This window comes from Achromobacter sp. GW823-FHT04E03 (genome assembly GCF_058796095.1).
This window is the reverse complement of record NZ_JBXAIJ010000008.1, coordinates 93,642-110,316: the sequence shown is the minus strand read 5'-3', so window position 1 is coordinate 110,316 and position 16,675 is coordinate 93,642. Positions and strand designations below refer to the sequence as shown.

The window sequence follows — 16,675 nt, the reverse complement described above, 5'->3', positions numbered from 1 at the left end:
GTCCAGGCGCGTCGCCAGGCCCGCGGCCTCGAATTCGCTGCGCAGCCAGGCGCGCGCTTCGTCGAACAGCGGCGAGAACGCGCGGCGCGTCCAGGGGACGTCGGGCAGGGTGAAACGGGAAAGGGTTTCGACGCGGGCCCAGAGGCGCTCGGCGTTCAGGGGAGGAAAAGCGTGTGGCATGAGACTTCCTGAAAATACGCCAGGAATTATGGCATGCGTGCCTGCAAGGTCTGGCTGCGTGGCGCATCCAGGAACAGCGCCACCACCGCAGCGCAGGCCAGGGTGATAGCGATCAGCGCGTGCAGCAGTTGGCGGAAGGCGTCGTCATAAGCCTGGCGCAACAGGGCCGGGGCCGCGCCGGGCTGATGGACCAGGGCTTGCGCCATGTCGCCGGCTGCGAGGTATTGCGCGGCGGCGCCTGGATCCGCGCCGAGCCGGTGGGCGATCAAGAAGGTCAGCAAGGCGTTGACGCTGGCCAGCGCGATGCCTTCACCGGCTACGCGGGTGGTGCTGAAGATGCCGGCGGCCATGCCGGCGCGCTCGGGCGGCGCGACGCTCATGGACAGGCCGTCCATCAGGCCCCAGGGCAGGCCGGTGCCTGCGCCGATCAGCAGCATGGGCCAGAGTGCGGCCTGGGGCGCGTGTTCCACCCCGATGCGGCTGAGCCAGTACAGGCCCAGGGCTGCGGCCAGCAGGCCCAGCGCGCAACTGCGGCCCGCGCTCATCCAGCGCATGGTCCAGACGGCGACCGCCGGCATGAAGAGCAGCGGCGCGGACAGGGCCGCCATCGCCAATCCTGCGCTGGCTTCGCTGCGCCCCTCGATGCCGATGAAGCGGATCGGCAGCAACACCAGCAGCACCACATAGCAATAGCAGGTGGCTACGGGCAGCATCTGCACGCCGACAAAGCGCGGATAGCGCAGCAGCGTCAGGTCCAGCATCGGCCGGCGCACGCGGCGCTCGATCGCGACGAAGGCCAGCAGGCACAGCGCCGCAGCGGCCAGCAGCCTCCAGGCAAGCGCGGACGCGCCGCGCGCGGCAGGCATTTCCAGGATGCCCCAGGTCAAGAGCGCCAGCGCGCAGGTGAAGGCCAGGCTGCCCGCCCAGTCCAGCGGACCCGCTTGCGGGTCCCGCGATTCCTGCATCCGGGGCAGGGCGACGGCCAGCGCCAGCGCCCCGACGGCGGCGCTCGACAAGAAGACCGAGCGCCAGCCCAGGCTGTCGATCAGCAGGCCGGCCAGCATCGGCCCCAGCGCCAGGCCCGCGCCGAAACTGGCGCCGAGCAGGCCGAAGGCGCGGGTGCGCGCCGGACCAGGGCAGGCGTGCGCCAGGGACGCCGAACCGCCGGCCAGGGCTGCGGCGGCGCCCGCGCCTTGCAGCGCGCGCAGGCCGTCCAGCCAGGCCACAGTGGGTGCGAACGCCAGCGCAACCGATACCAGCGCGAACAAGGCCACGCCAGCCACGAACAAACGCTTGCGGCCATAGGCGTCGGCCAGCGTGCCTGCCGCCATCAGCAGGCTGCCGAAGCTCAGCATGAAGGCGTTGGTGATCCAGCCGAGCGCCAGGGCGTGGCCGCCCAGATCGCGGCCGATGGCGGGGGTGGCGATGGCGCCGCCGGAAAAGCTCAAGGGCAGGATCAGGGCGGCCGTGCAGACGGCAAGCATGGTCCAGCCAGGGGAAACGGGAACTGAGGTAGAGGAAGGCATCGACGAATCAGGTTGGAATAGCCGGGATAGGCGTCGATGAAGGATAAAATCGCGTCAATAAAACAAAAATGCCGCGTATTTCCTATCTAAGCGGATAAATATTCCTTAATGGAGCGGAAATGGACAGCCTGAGCGGAATACATGCCTTCGTCCACGCCGCGCAGCGCGGCAGCTACGTCGCGGCCGCCGAGCATCTGGGCCTGTCGGCCTCGGCGGTGGGCAAGAGCGTGGCGCGGCTGGAGGACAGGCTGGGCGTGCGCCTGCTCAACCGCAGTACGCGGCGCATCAGCCTGACCGAAGCGGGCGCGCTCTATCTGGAGCGCTGCTTGCGCATCGTGCACGAGCTGGATGAGGCCGAAGCCGAGGTGACGCAGGGGCGCGAAGCGCCGCGCGGGCGCTTGCGGGTCAGCGTGCCGGCCATCGGCTACCGCTTGTTGCTGCCGCTGCTGCCTGAATTCACCCGCCTTTATCCGGAGATCGAACTCGACCTGGACTTCAACGACCGCATCGTCGACGTGATCGGCGAGGGGCTGGACGCAGTGATACGCAGCGGGGACTTCGCTGACTCGCGCCTCAGGGCGCGGCCGCTGGGGCCGTATCGATTCGTGGTGGCGGGCGCGCCCGCCTATCTGGCCGCGCATGGCGCGCCGCGCACGCCGGACGACCTGGACGGCCACGCCAGGCTGGCCTATCGCTATCCGGGCTCGGGCCAGGCGCAGCACTGGCAGTTCCGCGACGGGCCACTCGCGCCGCAGCCCGCGGCGTTGACCTTCAATAGTGTCGAGGCGCTGATCGGCGCGGCGCAGGCCGGGCTGGGTCTGGCCTACCTGCCGGACTTCGCGCTGCGGGCGGCTTTGGACGAAGGCAGGCTCATCACTGTGTTGGACGAGCACCTCGACGCCGGCGGCCGCTTTTCCGTGTTGTGGCCCGACAGCAGGCACCCGCTGCCCAAGCTGCGCGCCTTCGTCGATTTCCTGGCCGAGCGGCTGGGCGCCTAGCGCCTGAGGCGCCAGGAAGGTTCGCGCTTTTCCAGGAACGCGCCGACGCCTTCGCGCGCTTCGTCCGTGCTGCGCACGGCCGCGATGCGTTCCACCGTGTCGGCGATGAGGGCCGCGTCGATCTCCCGGCCGGCGAAATCGCGCACCAGCCGCTTGCTGGCCTGCACCGCGCCGGGGCCGTTGTCGCACAGGGCAAGGCACAGCGCCTCGGCGCGTTGCGCCAGGTCGGCCAGGGGGGCGACGTCGTGCACCAGGCCCAGCCGGAACGCGGTCGCGGCGTCGAAGCGCTCGGCGGTCAGGAAGTAGCGGTTGGCCGCGCGCTCGCCCATGGCGCGCAGCACATAGGGGCTGATGGTGGCGGGCAGCAGCCCCAGCCGTGTTTCCGAAAGGCAGAAGTGCGCGCTCTCCGCGGCGATGGCGATGTCGCAGGCCGACACCAGGCCCATGCCGCCGGCATAGGCGTCGCCGTTGACGCAGGCCACCACCGGCTTGGGGCAGGACCAGATCGCGTGCAGCATGCGGGCCAGCTTGGCCGCGCCGGCGCGATTTTCGGCGTCGGTCAGCGTGGCCATCTTGCGCATCCAGTTCAGGTCGCCGCCGGCGCAGAAGGCCTTGCCCGCGCCCGTCAGCAGCAGCACGCGCACGGCGGGGTCGTCCACCGCGGCCTGCACTGCGCCGGTCAGGGCGGCGATCAGCGTGTCGTCGAACGCGTTGCGCATGTCGGGGCGGTTCAGCGTCAGGCGGGCGATGGGTCCGTCGTGGGCGATGTCCAGCGGGGCGGGCGTGGTCATTCCGGGTCTCCAGTTTTCTTGATTCAGGCTCAACAAAGCGGCGGGACTAGCGGTCGATTCTAGGTTGAAATTTCTGTTCCGGCCATCGAATCGGAACAAATATTGAGTTATCCTCAAAAAAAATAATGGAGCGAGACATGAGCCAGAAAGCAGGCGGCGTCGCCGCCGGCCAACGCTACGCGTCGGTATTCCGGCCGGGGCTGTATCAGGGCAAGACCATCGTCGTGACCGGGGGCGGCAGCGGGCTGGGCCGCTGCACCGCGCACGAGCTGGCGTCGCTGGGCGCGAGCCTGGCGCTGGTAGGGCGCAAGCTCGACAAGCTGCAGGCGGCGCAGGACGAAATCTGCCGGATCTACCCCGAGGCCAGCGGCCGCATCAGCCTGCACGCCTGCGACATCCGCGACGAGGCCGGCGTGCGCGGCGCGGTTGCCGATGCGCTGGCGCGGCACGGCGCCATCGACGGCCTGTTCAATTGCGCGGGCGGCCAGTTCCCGGCGCCGCTGGACCGCATCAGCTACAACGGCTGGAACGCGGTGGTGCAGAACAATCTGCACGGCACCTTCCTGATGTCGCGCGAGGTCTACACCCAGCACATGCGCCAGCACGGCGGGGCCATCGTCAACATGCTGGCCGACATCTGGGGCGGCATGCCGGGCATGGGGCATTCGGGCGCGGCGCGCGCGGGCGTCTGGAACCTGACCGAAACCGCGGCCTGCGAATGGGCCCATGCAGGCGTGCGCGTCAACGCGGTGGCGCCGGGCTGGATCGCTTCCAGCGGCATGGACAGCTACGACGAGGACTACCGCGCCGTGCTGCGCGAATTGCGCACCAAGGTGCCGCTGCAGCGCTTCGGCACCGAGGCCGAGCTGGCGGCGGCGGTCGTGTTCCTGCTGTCGCCGGCCGCGGCCTTCATCAACGGCAGCGTCATCCGGGTGGATGGCGGCGTGCCCAATGCCCGCCATTCCTGGACCCTGGCGCCCGCCGAGCGGGGCGAAGCCTACAACGGCTTTCCTCAGTACGAGCCGCCGTCCTTGTTTTCCGACGATTGAAGCCGATGCAGGGCGTCCCGCACTTCGCCGCGGAATTGCGCCAGCGCCAGGGCGTCCTGCGCGGGCGGCTGCAGCGCCTGCCACAGGAAGCCGACCAACTGGTCGGCGGTGGCGGCCACGTTCACCCGTGCGCCGCGCAGGATGGCGTCCCACAGCACATGCTCCATCGGCCCGTAGACGGCCGAGCGCAAGAGCCGCAGCGGCATGTCGCGGCGGATGTCGCCGTCGGCCTGGCCCTGGGCCAGGATGCCCATCAGCGGCGCGGTGTAGCGGCGCTGCAGGCCCGCGTAGACCTCGCCGAAATCGTCGTTGCGCGCGCGCCCTTCGGACAGGATGAAGGCGCACAGCCCGGTGCCTTCGGCCAGCAGGTGGCGCAGGTGCGCATGCACCAGGAAATGCAGCCGGGCCCGCGCGCCGTGCACGTGGGGCAGGCTGTCCTCGACCTTGGCGATGATCTCGTCGTACCAGTCGCTGATCACCCGCACGCACAGTTCGCGCTTGCCGCCGAAATAAGTGAACACCGTGGCTTCGGACACGCCCAGGCGCTGCGCGATCTCGGTGGTGGTGGCCGCCTGGAAGCCGGCTTCGGAGAAGACCTGGCGGGCGACGCGCAGGATGTCGCGGATGCGCTGTTCGGATTTGGCGCTGGCCGGCGGTCGGCGCATCGGGACGGTGGCGGCTTTTTCCATGCGGGGGGAGTGGGCTGCGGGGGGACGGGGGCTTATTATTGAGCCAGGGTCAAGTTTGAGGCAAGACGTTACATCGCTGGCGCCGGGCGCCGGCGCGTTCGACAACAACATCAGAGACAAACCATGCTGTCCAGAGCCGATTCCTACGCGCAGCTCGCGTCCCAATTCCAATGGCAGGTGCCTGCGGCCTACAACATCGGCGTCGACGCCTGCGACAAATGGGCCGACGGCAGCGGCCGGCTGGCGCTGATCTACGAGCAGAGCGACGGCGCGCAATCGCGCTACACCTTTGATCAGATCAAGACGCTGTCCAACCGCCTGGCGCACAGCCTGGAGCGCCACGGCGTCAAGCGCGGCGACCGCGTTGCCGTCTACCTGCCGCAGGCGCCCGAAACGGCGGTGACCCATATCGCGGTCTACAAGATGGGCGCGGTGGCTGTGCCCTTGTTCACGCTGTTCGGCGTGGACGCGATCCAGTACCGCCTGGCCAACAGCGGCGCGGCCGCGCTGGTGACCGACGCCGAAGGCTGCCGCAAGCTGCGCGAGATCCGCGCCGGCCTGCCCGACCTGAAGGTGGTCTATTGCATCGACCAGGACTGCCCGGACGACGCCGTGCCTTTTCACGCTGCGCTGGCCGCGGAATCCGAGGACTACACGCCGGTGGCGACGGCGGCCGACGACCCGGCCGTCATCATCTATACGTCGGGCACCACCGGCAAGCCCAAGGGCGCGCTGCACGCGCACCGGGTGCTGCTGGGCCATCTGCCGGGCGTGGAGATGTCGCACGAATTCTTCCCTGAGAATGCCGCGCTGATGTGGACGCCGGCCGACTGGGCCTGGATCGGCGGCCTGCTGGACGTGCTGCTGCCGTCCTGGCACCACGGCGTGCCGGTGCTGGCGCGCCGCTTCGAGAAGTTCGACGGCGCCAGCGCCTTCGAGCTGATGGCGCGCCATGGCGTGACCCACACCTTCCTGCCACCCACCGCGCTGAAGATGATGCGCGGCGCCGAGCTGCCGGCCGGCGCCGGCGCGCTGGCGCTGCGCTCGGTCGCCAGCGGCGGCGAGTCGCTGGGGGCGGAACTCATAGACTGGGGCCGGCGCGTGCTGGGCGTGACCATCAACGAGTTCTACGGCCAGACCGAATGCAACATGCTGGTGTCGTCCTGCTCGTCCCTGTTCGACCCCTGCATCGGCGCCATCGGCCGCGCTGCGCCGGGCCACCGCGTCGCTATTGTGGATGAGCGGGGCGTCGAGGTGGCCGATGGACAGGAGGGCAACATCGGCGTATTGCGCCCGGATCCCGTCATGTTCCTGGGCTACTGGAACAACCCCGAGGCCACCGCCGAAAAGTTCGCGGGCGACTACCTGCTGACCGGCGACCAGGGCGTGCGCGACGCGCAGGGCTTCATCCGCTTCGTCGGCCGTAACGACGACGTCATCACCAGCGCCGGCTACCGCATCGGCCCCGGCCCCATCGAGGACTGCCTGATCGGCCACCCCGCCGTGCGCATGGCCGCGGTGGTGGGCGTGCCGGACGCCCAGCGCACCGAGATCGTGATGGCCTATGTGGTGCTGAACGAAGGTTATGCAGGGGATGACGCGTTGGTGAAGGAACTGCAGGCCCACGTGCGCAAGCGCCTGGCGGCCCACGAGTATCCGCGCGCGATCCGTTTTGTAACCAGTTTGCCGACCACCGCCACCGGCAAGATCATCCGCCGCGAGCTGCGCGACGGCAGCTACGCCTGACCGGTCTCAACCGGTGACAATGTCGTCCAAGAGGATGGGTTGACGGGCAGCCAGCCGCTGCAAGTATGATGGCGCAAATTGATACGGCCCCATGCCAATTGGGGCCGTATCACCATTAGCCTTACTAGTATGGAGATAAACCCCGATGAATAAGCCTTTGGATGGGGGATTGGCAGCCTTGAACGTGCCTGCCTATGTGAAGCACCGCGGCCTGATCGACTGGGTCGCCAGCTTTGTGGCGCTGGCCAAGCCGGACCAGGTCGTGTGGTGCGACGGTTCCCAGGAAGAATATGACCGGCTGTGCGAACAGATGGTCCAGGCGGGCACCATGCGCAGGCTGAACCCCGCCAAGCGGCCTAATTCCTTCCTGGCGTGCTCGGATCCTTCCGACGTCGCCCGCGTGGAGGACCGCACCTTCATTTGCTCCGATCGCGCCGAGGATGCCGGCCCGACCAACAACTGGGCCGAACCCGCCGCCATGCGCGAGACGCTCAACGGCCTGTTCGACGGCGCCATGCGCGGCCGCACGCTGTATGTCGTGCCGTTCTCGATGGGCCCGCTGGGTTCGGACATCGCGCACATCGGCGTGGAACTGTCCGACAGCCCCTACGTAGCCGTGAACATGCGCATCATGACGCGCATGGGAAAGCAGGTCTATGACGTGCTGGGCGCCGACGGCGACTTCGTGCCCTGTGTGCATTCGGTGGGCAAGCCGCTGGCCGCAGGCGAGGCCGACGTGGCCTGGCCGTGCAACCCGACCAAGTACATCGTCCACTTCCCCAAGACCCGCGAAATCTGGAGCTTCGGCTCGGGCTACGGCGGCAACGCGCTGCTGGGCAAGAAGTGCTTCGCGCTGCGCATCGCGTCCACCATGGGCCGCGACCAGGGCTGGCTGGCCGAACACATGCTGATCCTTGGCGTGACCTCGCCCAAGGGCCGCAAGTACCACGTGGCGGCCGCCTTCCCGTCGGCCTGCGGCAAGACCAACTTCGCCATGCTGATCCCGCCCCAGGGCATGGACGGCTGGAAGGTCACCACCATCGGCGACGACATCGCCTGGATCAAACCCGGCAAGGACGGTCGCCTGCACGCCATCAACCCGGAAGCCGGCTACTTCGGCGTGGCCCCGGGCACCAGCGAGCAGACCAACTTCAACGCCATGGCCACGCTCAAGGCCAACGTCATCTTCACCAACGTGGCGCTCACCGATGACGGCGACGTCTGGTGGGAAGGCATGACGGACGAGCCGCCGGCGCACCTGATCGACTGGCAGGGCCAGGACTGGACGCCCGCCATTGCGCGCGAAACCGGCCGCAAGGCGGCGCACCCGAACGCGCGCTTCACCGCGCCGGCTGCGCAATGCCCGTCCATCGACCCCGAATGGGAGAACCCCGAAGGCGTGGTTATCGACGCCTTCATCTTCGGTGGCCGCCGCTCCACCACCGTGCCGCTGGTCACCGAAGCCCGCAACTGGGTCGAAGGCGTCTACATGGCCGCCACCATGGGCTCGGAAACCACCGCAGCCGCTGCCGGCCAGCAGGGCGTGGTGCGCCGCGATCCCTTCGCCATGCTGCCGTTCTGCGGCTACAACATGAGCGACTACTTCAGCCACTGGCTGAAGCTGGGCAAGCAGCTGGAAGCCGCCGGCGCCACCTTGCCGCGCATCTACTGCGTCAACTGGTTCCGCAAGGGTCCGGACGGCAAGTTCGTCTGGCCGGGGTTCGGCGACAACATGCGCGTGCTGCGCTGGATGCTGGGCCGCATCGACGGCCAGTCCAAGGGCGTGGACCAGGTGTTCGGCATTTCGCCGAGCTACCAGGACATCGACTGGACGGGCCTGGAGTTCAGCCCGGACAAGTTCGAGCAGGTCATGTCGGTGGACGCCGCCGCCTGGCGCGACGAACTGGCGTTGCACCAGGAGCTCTTCGCCCAGCTCAAGCAGGGCCTGCCCGAAGACCTGCCGGCCACCAAGGCCAGCATCGAAGGCCGCCTGGCGGCCTGAGGCCGGGCGTCGTGAGGGTGTCTGGCGCTGGCGCTCGTCAGGCGTCTGACACCCCATGGGAAGCTTGCGCAGGTTGAGACGGATCCGCCCGGTTGCCAGACGGCCGGACGGAGCCGGCTTCCGGCACGGCCGCGTGCTGTTTTTTGCGGCACAATCACCCCATGAAACTCGACGCTGAAGACCTCGCCAAGATCAGTTCGCTGACCGTCGCGCACTACCAAGAGAACGCGGACTCGTTCGAGGCCGGCACGCGCGACCACGACGTCAGCCAGAACATCGCGGCGCTCCTGCGCCACATCGAAGGCGAACCTCCCTACGACATCCTGGATTTCGGCTGCGGGCCGGGCCGCGACCTGAAAACGTTCGCGGCCCTGGGCCATCGCGCGGTCGGCCTGGACGGCACGCCGCGCTTCGTCGAGATGGCGCGGCAGGCTACTGGCTGCGAGGTCTGGCAGCAGGACTTTCTGCGCCTTGCCCTGCCGCCGGCGCGCTTCGACGGCATCTTTGCCAACGCCGCCTTGTTCCACGTGCCTGGCCAGGAGCTGCCGCAAGTGCTGCGCGCCTTGCATGGCGCGCTCAAGCCGCGCGGCGTGCTGTTCAGCTCCAACCCGCGCGGCGGCAACCAGGAAGGCTGGAATCGCGGGCGCTATGGCGCCTACCATGACCTGGAAGGCTGGAGCGCGCTGCTGACGGCGGCCGGCTTCGAGGAACTTGAACACTACTACCGGCCGCAGGGCCTGCCGCGCGAGCAGCAGCCCTGGCTGGCCAGCGTCTGGCGGCGCACGGCGTAGTTCAGGCGGCCTGGATGGTCCAGGGCGCGTCCGGCAGATCGATCACTTCGCAATCCACCGTGGGGCCCGCGCGTTCCAGCACGGCGAATTCGCCGTCCGCCAGCGCCATCAACGGGTGGTGCCAGACATCCCGGCGCAGCGTGATGCCCACGCCCGCGCCCGCCATGAAGGCGCGCAGCGTGGCCAGGTCCGGCGCCTCTGCGCCCAGCGCAACCAACACCACATAAGGCGTGCCCGCCAGCGGCAGGAAGGTCTGGCTGCCCAGCCTGTGGCGTTCCAGGATGCGGGCGGCAAAGGGCAGGGCGATCGCCTGCGCGCGGAATACCGACAGCGATGGCCGGCCGCCCGCGTCCAGCAGATCGGGCTCGCCCATTTCCACGCGCAGCGAGGTACCCGCATTGATCGAGCGGCCGGCGCGGCCGGCGCTGCTGACGACCTCGCCATAGGGTGCGAACGCCGCAGCGGCCAGAGGCTGCGCTATCAGGGTGTGGGCAGCCATCAGAAATTGATCCCCAGCCATTCGCGCACCTGTTCATGCAGGTCGCCGGCAAAATCCTCGGGCGAGCCGGAGGCGGTGATTTCGCCCAGACTCAGCACGTAGATGTGATTGGACATGGCCACCACGCGCCGCACGTTGTGGTCCACCAGCAGGATGCCCATGCCGGCGTCGGCGAAGGCGCGGATCCATTGGAAGACTTCGGCCGCCACGCGCGGCGCCAGCCCGATGCTGGGTTCGTCGATCAGGCAGACCTGCGGCTGCACCATATAGGCCTTGGCGAATTCCAGCGACTTCTGCTGGCCGCCGGACAGGTTGCCGGCCTGGTCCTTGAGCTTTTCCTTCAGCACCGGAAAGCGCTCCAGCGTTTCAGTAAAGCGCGGCTCCAGCACGTCGCCGTAGCGCTTGCGCCGGCCCTCCAGCGGCAGGCGCAGGTTCTCCTCCACCGTCAGGTAGGGGAACAGGCTGGATTCCTGCGGGATGTACCAGAGGCCGTCGTCGATCATGCGGTGTGGCGGCTGGCCCGAGATATCGCGTCCGGCGCGCGTGACGCGGCCGGACTTGGGTCGCAGGAAGCCGCAGATGGCTTTCATCAGCGTGGACTTGCCCGCGCCGTTCAGGCCGATCAGGCCGCTGATGCGGCCGGCCTGCACCGTGAGCGAGACGTTGCGCAGCACGTCGATGTCGCCCATGTAGCCCGCGGTCACGCCTTCCATGGCGAGCAGCGTGTCAGGCATGGTCCTGCTCCTCTTGTCCCGGTTCGCCCAGATAGGCTTCGATCACCGCGGGTTCGCGCAGCACCTGCTGCGTGGGGCCGTCGGCCAGCACGCGGCCGGCGTTCATGCACACCGAGCGCGCGCACAGGTCCACCACCACCGGCATGTCGTGGCTGACCAGGATGAAGGTCTGGCCGCTCTGGTTGCGGCGGCGGATGAATTCCGACATGGTTTCCTTCATGACCGGGTGCACCGCGGCGAAGGGTTCGTCCAGCAGCGCGATGCGCGGCGGCGCCATGAAGCAGGCGCCGAACTCCAGCAGCTTTTTCTGCCCGCCCGACAACTGCCCCGCGTCCAGATGCATGACGTGGGTCAGCTTGAGCTCATCCAGCAGTTCCAGCGCGCGGCGGCTGGCGGCCGCCTCGTCCAGGCCCATGGCCAGCCCGCATACGATCAGGTTGTCGTAGGCGCTTACCCGGTTGAAGACGCGGGTCATCTGGAACATGCGCAGCACGCCCAGCCGCGTCAGTCGCGTGGGGTTCAGCCCCATCACGCTGCGGCCGTCCAGCAGCACCTGGCCCGCGTCCGCCGCCAGGTGGCCGGACAGCACGTTGAGCAGGGTGGTCTTGCCGGAGCCGTTGGGGCCGATCAGCCCCAGCAGTTCGCCGTCGGCGACGTCCATGCCCGCGCCGTTCACGGCCAGCAGGCCGCCGAAACGCTTTTGTATTCCGGATATCTGCAGCAGTGGCATCAGGCCCCCCTGGCGCTGGCGCGGGCGTCGCCGGAGCGGCGCAGGATAGCGCGGCGCGCCAGGCCCCACAGCCCTTCACGGAAGAAGCGCGCGAAGATGATGACCAGCAGCGCGAACACGATCATCTGGATGTTGCCCGCGTCGCGCAGCAATTCCGACGCGACGTAGACCAGCACCGCGCCCAGGAGCGGCCCGACCAGCGTGCCCATTCCGCCGATCACCACCATGGCGATCACCATGCCGGTCTGCGTCACGATGCCGAGTTCCGGGCTGACCAGCTGCGCGAAGGTGCCGTACAGGCCGCCGGCAAAGCCGCAGATGGCGCAGCTGACCAGAAAGGCCAGCGTCTTGTAGCGCACCACGTCGATGCCGCGGCTGGCCGCGCCGATCTCGTCGTCGCGGATGGCTTGCAGGAAACGTCCCGGGCGCGCCCGCAGCAGCAGGAAGATCAGCAGCGTCACCGCCGCCAGCGCGGCCAGGAACAGGTAATAGTTGCCCACGCGGCTTTCCAGCAGCGCCGGCACGTGCAGCCCCTGGTCGCCCCGCGTGAAGTCAATGGAGTTGTAGATCACCAGTCGTACGATCTCGGCGAAGGACAGCGTAGTCAGCGCCAGGTAGGGGCCCGACAGCCGCAGCACGATGCGGCCCAGCACCAGGCCGATCAGCCCCGGCACTACCGCGGACAGCGGCAGGCCCAGCCACAGCGGCACCTTCCAGTGATAGGCCAGGAGACCGGTGGTGTAGCCGCCCAGCATGGCGAAGGCGGCCGGCGCCAGCGAGAACTGGCCGGCGTAGCCCGCCAGCAGGTTCCAGCCGCAAGCCAGCATGGCGAAGTACATGCTGACGATCAGCACGCCCAGCCAGTACGGCGAGGACACGCCCAGCGGCAGCAGCGCCAGCACGGCCAGGAACGCCAGCGACAGGCGCATTTCCTGGGTCAGCTTGTTGCGCAGCAGATTGGGATGGGCCAGCGGATCCATGTTCAGACCTCCCGCGCGCGTTCGCCGAACAGGCCCTTGGGCCGGAACAGCAGGATCAGGATCAGCAAGGCCAGGCCGAAGGTGTCGCGGTAGTCATAGGACAGGTAGACCGCGCCGAAGCTCTCCAGCACGCCCAGCGCCAGCGCCGCGACGATGCTGCCGGGAATCGAGCCCATGCCGCCTATCACCACGATCACATAGGACTTGATGGCCGGAAACGCGCCCACGTCCGGCGCCGGATTGATGACCGGCGCCAGCAGCGCCCCGGCCAGCGCCGCCAGCACGCCGGAGGCCATGAAGATGATGCTGCTGGCGCGCGCGGTGTCGATGCCGGCAATAGAGGCGCCCAGCCGGTTCTGCGCTACCGCCTGCACCTGCCGGCCCCACAGCGAACGCTTGATGAAGAGCGCCAGCCCGATCAGCAGCACGATGGACAGGCCGGCAGTGATCAGCTTCTGCCCGCTCATCATGAAAGGACCGACCGCCATGCGCGTCACGTCCGACAGCGCCGGGCCGCGCATGGGGTAGGGGCCCACGACCTTGTCCACCAGGTTGATCAGCAGCAGCGACAGCCCGAAGGTGACCACCACCGCGTACTCGTCCTTCATCAGCCCCCAGGAGCCGTAGCCCGCGTACAGCGGACGCATCAGCCAGCGTTCCGTGGCCCAGCCCAGCAGCGCGCCGGCGGCGGCGGCCACGGGCAGGGCCAGCCACGGCGGCACGCCCAGGGCCAGCGAGACCAGGGTGTAGGTGTAGGCGCCTATCATGTAGAACTCGCCATGGGCGAAGTTCACGACCTTCAGGATGCCGAAGATCATGGTCAGGCCGACCGCCATCAGCGCGTAGTACAGGCCGATGATCAGGCCGTTGACGAACAGGTCCAATGCCAGCACTCGATTCTCCCTGGCGCCGGGGCGGGGCCCGGCGTGTTGCAGTCATGCTGTGGAGGCGATCCGGTACTTTTGCCGAGGGCGGCGCCCCCGCTTTGGGGGCGCATTCTCTTTATTTGGCTGGCTTGACCAGCTTTTCCACCTGCAGCGGCTGGCCCGTGGCCTGGATCAGCGTGGTCTTGCTCAGCGGCTGGTCGACTTCGGTCAACTGGTAGGTGACGTAGGGGATGTCGACCCACTGCTGGTAGGTGTAGCCCGGCTGCTGCGAGAAGCTGAACTTGCCGCGCACGCCTTCGAACTGCATGCCCTGCAGCGCCTTGATGATGGCGGCGCTGTCGGTGGACTTGGCCTCTTCGATCGCGCGGGCGATCAGGAGCACCGAGTCCGCGGCCTGGAAGATGAGGCGGTTGGGTTCGGTCTTGGCCTGCTTCTGGTAGGTGGCGGCCACGTCCATGCCTATCTGCGGCATGGGCATCTGCGGGTGGTACAGGCCGAAGGCCAGCATGTACTTGCCGGCTTCCTTCACGTTCTTCCAGAAGTCCGGATAGTCGGCGATGCCGGCGCCGTCGTAGAACCAGGTCTTGGCGCTGGGCGCCACGCCTTGTTCGTACAACTGGTTCATCAGGATGTAGGCGGCCGGCGGCAGCATGATGTTGACCACCAGGTCCGGCGGGCTTGCGCGCAACGGCAGCACGGCCGGCGTGAAGTCCTTGCCGGCGCGGTCCAGCGCCACGTACTTGTACTGGGTCTGCGGCGCGGCCTTCTTGAGGAATTCGCCCAGCAGCTTGGCCTGGCCGATGCCGTAGTCGGTGTTCTCGGCGAAGGCGACCACGCTTTTGACCTTCAGCGCCGCGATGGTGTCGGCCATGGCGCTTGAGACGCGGGTGTTGTAGTTGGCCGGATTGAAGACTTCCGGATAGCCCTTGGCGCGCACGTCGTCGGACCAGCAGTTGGTGTTGACGTAGGGCACCTTGTAGCGGTGCGCGACCTCGATTTCGGCCAGGCAGACCGAGCTCTGGTGACCGCCAGTGACGGCTACCACCTTGTCGCGCGAGATCAGTTTCTCGGCCGCCGCGCGGCCCTTTTCCGGAATGCCCTGGTTGTCTTCGTAGATGATCTTCAGCGGCCGGCCCAGCACGCCGCCCTTGTCGTTGATCATCTTGGCGATGATTTCCACGCCGTCCTTCACCTGGGTGCCTTGCACCACCGACCCGGGCGGGGACTGCGCGATGCTCACGCCGATGACGACGGGATCGGCGCCATGGGCGGCGGAGGCGAGTACGACCGCGGATACGGCTGCGGCTAAGCGGAGCAGTTTCATCGTGGTTTCCTTCTGGAAAGGAGGTGCGGCGATGCCGCCGCTCGCGCAGGCGAGGCGTCGGCGGGCGGGAACTCTGCTCGTTTGTAATCCTGTAGTACCGGTCTGACCAGTTAGGGCTTACCAGCATCGGGCCGGCCTTGGCGCCGGCCCGGCAGGGGGGCGTCAGGCCGCCAGCAGGTTTTCGATGCGGGCGGCGGTGTTCAGCACGCGCCAGTCGGCGCCGCGCGCGCCCGCGATCTGCAGCCCCAGCGGCAGGCCGTTGCGGCCGCTGCCGCAGGGCAGCGTCAGCGCCGGCATGCCGGTCAGGTTGAAGGGCATGGTGAGGCCGGTGACGGCCGTGTGCAGCGGCACTTCGCGGCCTGCGATGTCGACCGCGCCCGCACCGGAGCGCGGCGGCTCGATGCGCAGCGTGGGGGTGACCAGCACGTCCACCGACTGCATCGCCTGATCGAACATATGCGCCAGCGCGGCGCGGCCGCGCTGCGCCCGCGTGTACCAGGTGGCGGGGAAGAACTGGCCGATCTCCAGGCGCACGCGCACGTCGTCGCCCAGCGTCTCGGGCTGGTCGATCAGCCGGCGCCAGTGGATGTCGGTGGCTTCGCTGCACAGGGTGGCGAATTGCAGCGCCGCGCTGTGCTCGACGCCCGGCAGGTCCAGCGGCACCAGCGTGGCGCCGTCGGCCTGCATCCGCGCCAGGGCATGGTTGACCGCCTGCGCCACGTCCTCGGCCAGCGGGTCGTAGAAGTAATTGCGCGGCACGCCCACGCGCAGGCCGGTCAGCGCGCCGGCGCTGACGGTGCGTTCGGCCTGGCCCGACATGATGGAATAGGCCAGGGCGGCGTCGGCCACGCTGGCGGCGATGGGCCCAAGGTGGTCCAGGCTTGCGCCCAGCGCCTGCGCACCGTCGCGCGAGATGGCGTCGAAGGTGGGCTTGAAGCCGACCACGCCGCAGCAGGCGGCGGGGATGCGGATGGAGCCCGCGGTGTCGGTGCCGACGGCCAGGCGGACGATGCCGGCGGCCACCGCCGCGGCCGATCCGCCGCTGGAGCCGCCCGCGGTGTAGCCCGCCCCGCGGGGATTGCCGACCCAGCCGTAATGGGGATTTTCGCTGGTGATGCCGTAGGCCAGCTCGTGCAGGTTGGTCGTGCCCACCACCAGCGCGCCGGCTTCGCGCAGCCGCGCCACGGCCAGCGCATCGTGCAGCGCGGGCGGCGGTTTCAGGCCGCCGCTGCCGTTGGTCTGGGGAAAGCCCGCGACCTGCATCAAGTCCTTGACGGCGATCGGCACGCCCATCAGCGGCATGGCCGCGCCTTCACGCAGCCGGCGCGCGGCGGCCGCCGCAGCGCCGTCCAGCGCCGGGGTGTCGGACAGGCTGATGAAGGCATTCAGGCCGGCCTGCTGCCGGGCCGCGGCCAGCGCGGCGCGGGCGGCGTCGGCGGCGCGCGCCGGGTCCTCGCGGCATTCACGGGCAATGGCGGCGATGCCGCGCGCATGGCGCGACACCGCGACGCCGCGGCCTGCCTGCGCGGCGGGCAGCCGTTCGGCGGGCGCAGCGGGCGGTGGCGCCAGGTAGCCCAGCTCGGCTTCCGGCGCCAGCGAGTCCAGCACGGTGAGTTCGGGCAGGTTGATGCGCAGCCGGTCCAGCCAGGCCTGGCGGCGTTCGGCATAGGGGTAGTCAGCCAGTCGGGCCATGGCGTCGACGGCGCGGGCGAATCGATCGTAGAGGTCGGTCATGAGCGGCGCTATGTA

General features: G+C 68.7%; 15 protein-coding genes and 1 pseudogene. 5 read left to right on the top strand and 11 right to left on the bottom strand.

Annotation, left to right across the window (positions count from 1 at the left end; translation table 11 throughout):
* Nucleotides 1-180 (bottom strand): annotated as a pseudogene (locus AC1RHV_RS30910) (Zn-dependent hydrolase); the annotation flags it as partial.
* A 26-nt stretch (nucleotides 181-206) separates the two neighbouring features.
* The gene (locus tag AC1RHV_RS30905; RefSeq protein WP_225591341.1) at nucleotides 207-1,664 is read right to left on the bottom strand and encodes an MFS transporter; all 1,458 of its coding nucleotides are present in this window, start codon (nucleotides 1,662-1,664) and stop codon (nucleotides 207-209) included.
* 161 nt (nucleotides 1,665-1,825) lie between these two features.
* On the opposite strand from AC1RHV_RS30905, the gene AC1RHV_RS30900 reads away from it, so the two are divergent.
* Nucleotides 1,826-2,704, top strand: coding sequence for a LysR family transcriptional regulator (locus AC1RHV_RS30900; RefSeq protein ID WP_119449099.1), 879 nt, complete (start codon nucleotides 1,826-1,828; stop codon nucleotides 2,702-2,704).
* Here the strand turns inward: AC1RHV_RS30900 and AC1RHV_RS30895 are convergent.
* Nucleotides 2,701-3,495, bottom strand: a complete 795-nt coding sequence (locus AC1RHV_RS30895) for an enoyl-CoA hydratase/isomerase family protein (RefSeq protein WP_492302694.1) — start codon at nucleotides 3,493-3,495, stop codon at nucleotides 2,701-2,703. The genes AC1RHV_RS30900 and AC1RHV_RS30895 overlap by 4 nt on opposite strands.
* A gap of 137 nt (nucleotides 3,496-3,632) precedes the next feature.
* Between AC1RHV_RS30895 and AC1RHV_RS30890 the strand changes: the two genes are divergently transcribed.
* Nucleotides 3,633-4,544: an SDR family oxidoreductase gene (locus AC1RHV_RS30890; protein WP_175164454.1), complete on the top strand. Its 912-nt coding sequence runs from the start codon at nucleotides 3,633-3,635 to the stop codon at nucleotides 4,542-4,544.
* Here AC1RHV_RS30890 and AC1RHV_RS30885 read toward each other — a convergent pair.
* Nucleotides 4,508-5,233 (bottom strand): TetR/AcrR family transcriptional regulator, encoded by a 726-nt coding sequence (locus tag AC1RHV_RS30885; protein ID WP_119449102.1) that lies wholly within the window; start codon nucleotides 5,231-5,233, stop codon nucleotides 4,508-4,510. The two genes, AC1RHV_RS30890 and AC1RHV_RS30885, sit on opposite strands and share 37 nt — an antisense overlap.
* A gap of 123 nt (nucleotides 5,234-5,356) precedes the next feature.
* On the opposite strand from AC1RHV_RS30885, the gene AC1RHV_RS30880 reads away from it, so the two are divergent.
* The 3 genes from AC1RHV_RS30880 (at nucleotide 5,357) to AC1RHV_RS30870 (ending at nucleotide 9,772) form a co-directional block, all read left to right on the top strand.
* Complete coding sequence (locus tag AC1RHV_RS30880) at nucleotides 5,357-6,979, top strand: acyl-CoA synthetase (RefSeq protein ID WP_119451836.1); 1,623 nt, start codon at nucleotides 5,357-5,359, stop codon at nucleotides 6,977-6,979.
* A gap of 145 nt (nucleotides 6,980-7,124) precedes the next feature.
* Nucleotides 7,125-8,981 carry a phosphoenolpyruvate carboxykinase (GTP) gene (locus AC1RHV_RS30875; protein ID WP_054459137.1) on the top strand — a complete coding sequence of 619 codons (1,857 nt, stop codon included), beginning with the start codon at nucleotides 7,125-7,127 and terminating at the stop codon, nucleotides 8,979-8,981.
* A gap of 161 nt (nucleotides 8,982-9,142) precedes the next feature.
* Nucleotides 9,143-9,772 (top strand): class I SAM-dependent methyltransferase, encoded by a 630-nt coding sequence (locus tag AC1RHV_RS30870; RefSeq protein ID WP_054459139.1) that lies wholly within the window; start codon nucleotides 9,143-9,145, stop codon nucleotides 9,770-9,772.
* A 1-nt stretch (nucleotide 9,773) separates the two neighbouring features.
* On the opposite strand, the gene AC1RHV_RS30865 is transcribed toward AC1RHV_RS30870, so the two are convergent.
* The 7 genes from AC1RHV_RS30865 to AC1RHV_RS30835 form a co-directional block, all read right to left on the bottom strand.
* Nucleotides 9,774-10,271, bottom strand: a complete 498-nt coding sequence (locus AC1RHV_RS30865; RefSeq protein ID WP_175214413.1) for an ureidoglycolate lyase — start codon at nucleotides 10,269-10,271, stop codon at nucleotides 9,774-9,776.
* Nucleotides 10,271-11,005 carry an ABC transporter ATP-binding protein gene (locus AC1RHV_RS30860; RefSeq protein WP_013393054.1) on the bottom strand — a complete coding sequence of 245 codons (735 nt, stop codon included), beginning with the start codon at nucleotides 11,003-11,005 and terminating at the stop codon, nucleotides 10,271-10,273. Before AC1RHV_RS30860 ends, AC1RHV_RS30865 begins: the two co-directional genes overlap by 1 nt.
* Nucleotides 10,998-11,735, bottom strand: a complete 738-nt coding sequence (locus AC1RHV_RS30855; RefSeq protein WP_054459145.1) for an ABC transporter ATP-binding protein — start codon at nucleotides 11,733-11,735, stop codon at nucleotides 10,998-11,000. Before AC1RHV_RS30855 ends, AC1RHV_RS30860 begins: the two co-directional genes overlap by 8 nt.
* Nucleotides 11,735-12,715, bottom strand: a complete 981-nt coding sequence (locus AC1RHV_RS30850) for a branched-chain amino acid ABC transporter permease (RefSeq protein WP_054459151.1) — start codon at nucleotides 12,713-12,715, stop codon at nucleotides 11,735-11,737. Before AC1RHV_RS30850 ends, AC1RHV_RS30855 begins: the two co-directional genes overlap by 1 nt.
* 2 nt (nucleotides 12,716-12,717) lie before the next feature.
* Nucleotides 12,718-13,608, bottom strand: coding sequence for a branched-chain amino acid ABC transporter permease (locus AC1RHV_RS30845; protein WP_054459153.1), 891 nt, complete (start codon nucleotides 13,606-13,608; stop codon nucleotides 12,718-12,720).
* Between the two features lie 109 nt (nucleotides 13,609-13,717).
* Nucleotides 13,718-14,926 carry an ABC transporter substrate-binding protein gene (locus AC1RHV_RS30840; RefSeq protein WP_054459154.1) on the bottom strand — a complete coding sequence of 403 codons (1,209 nt, stop codon included), beginning with the start codon at nucleotides 14,924-14,926 and terminating at the stop codon, nucleotides 13,718-13,720.
* Between the two features lie 162 nt (nucleotides 14,927-15,088).
* Nucleotides 15,089-16,660: an amidase gene (locus AC1RHV_RS30835; RefSeq protein ID WP_492302685.1), complete on the bottom strand. Its 1,572-nt coding sequence runs from the start codon at nucleotides 16,658-16,660 to the stop codon at nucleotides 15,089-15,091.
* Nucleotides 16,661-16,675 lie beyond the last annotated feature (15 nt).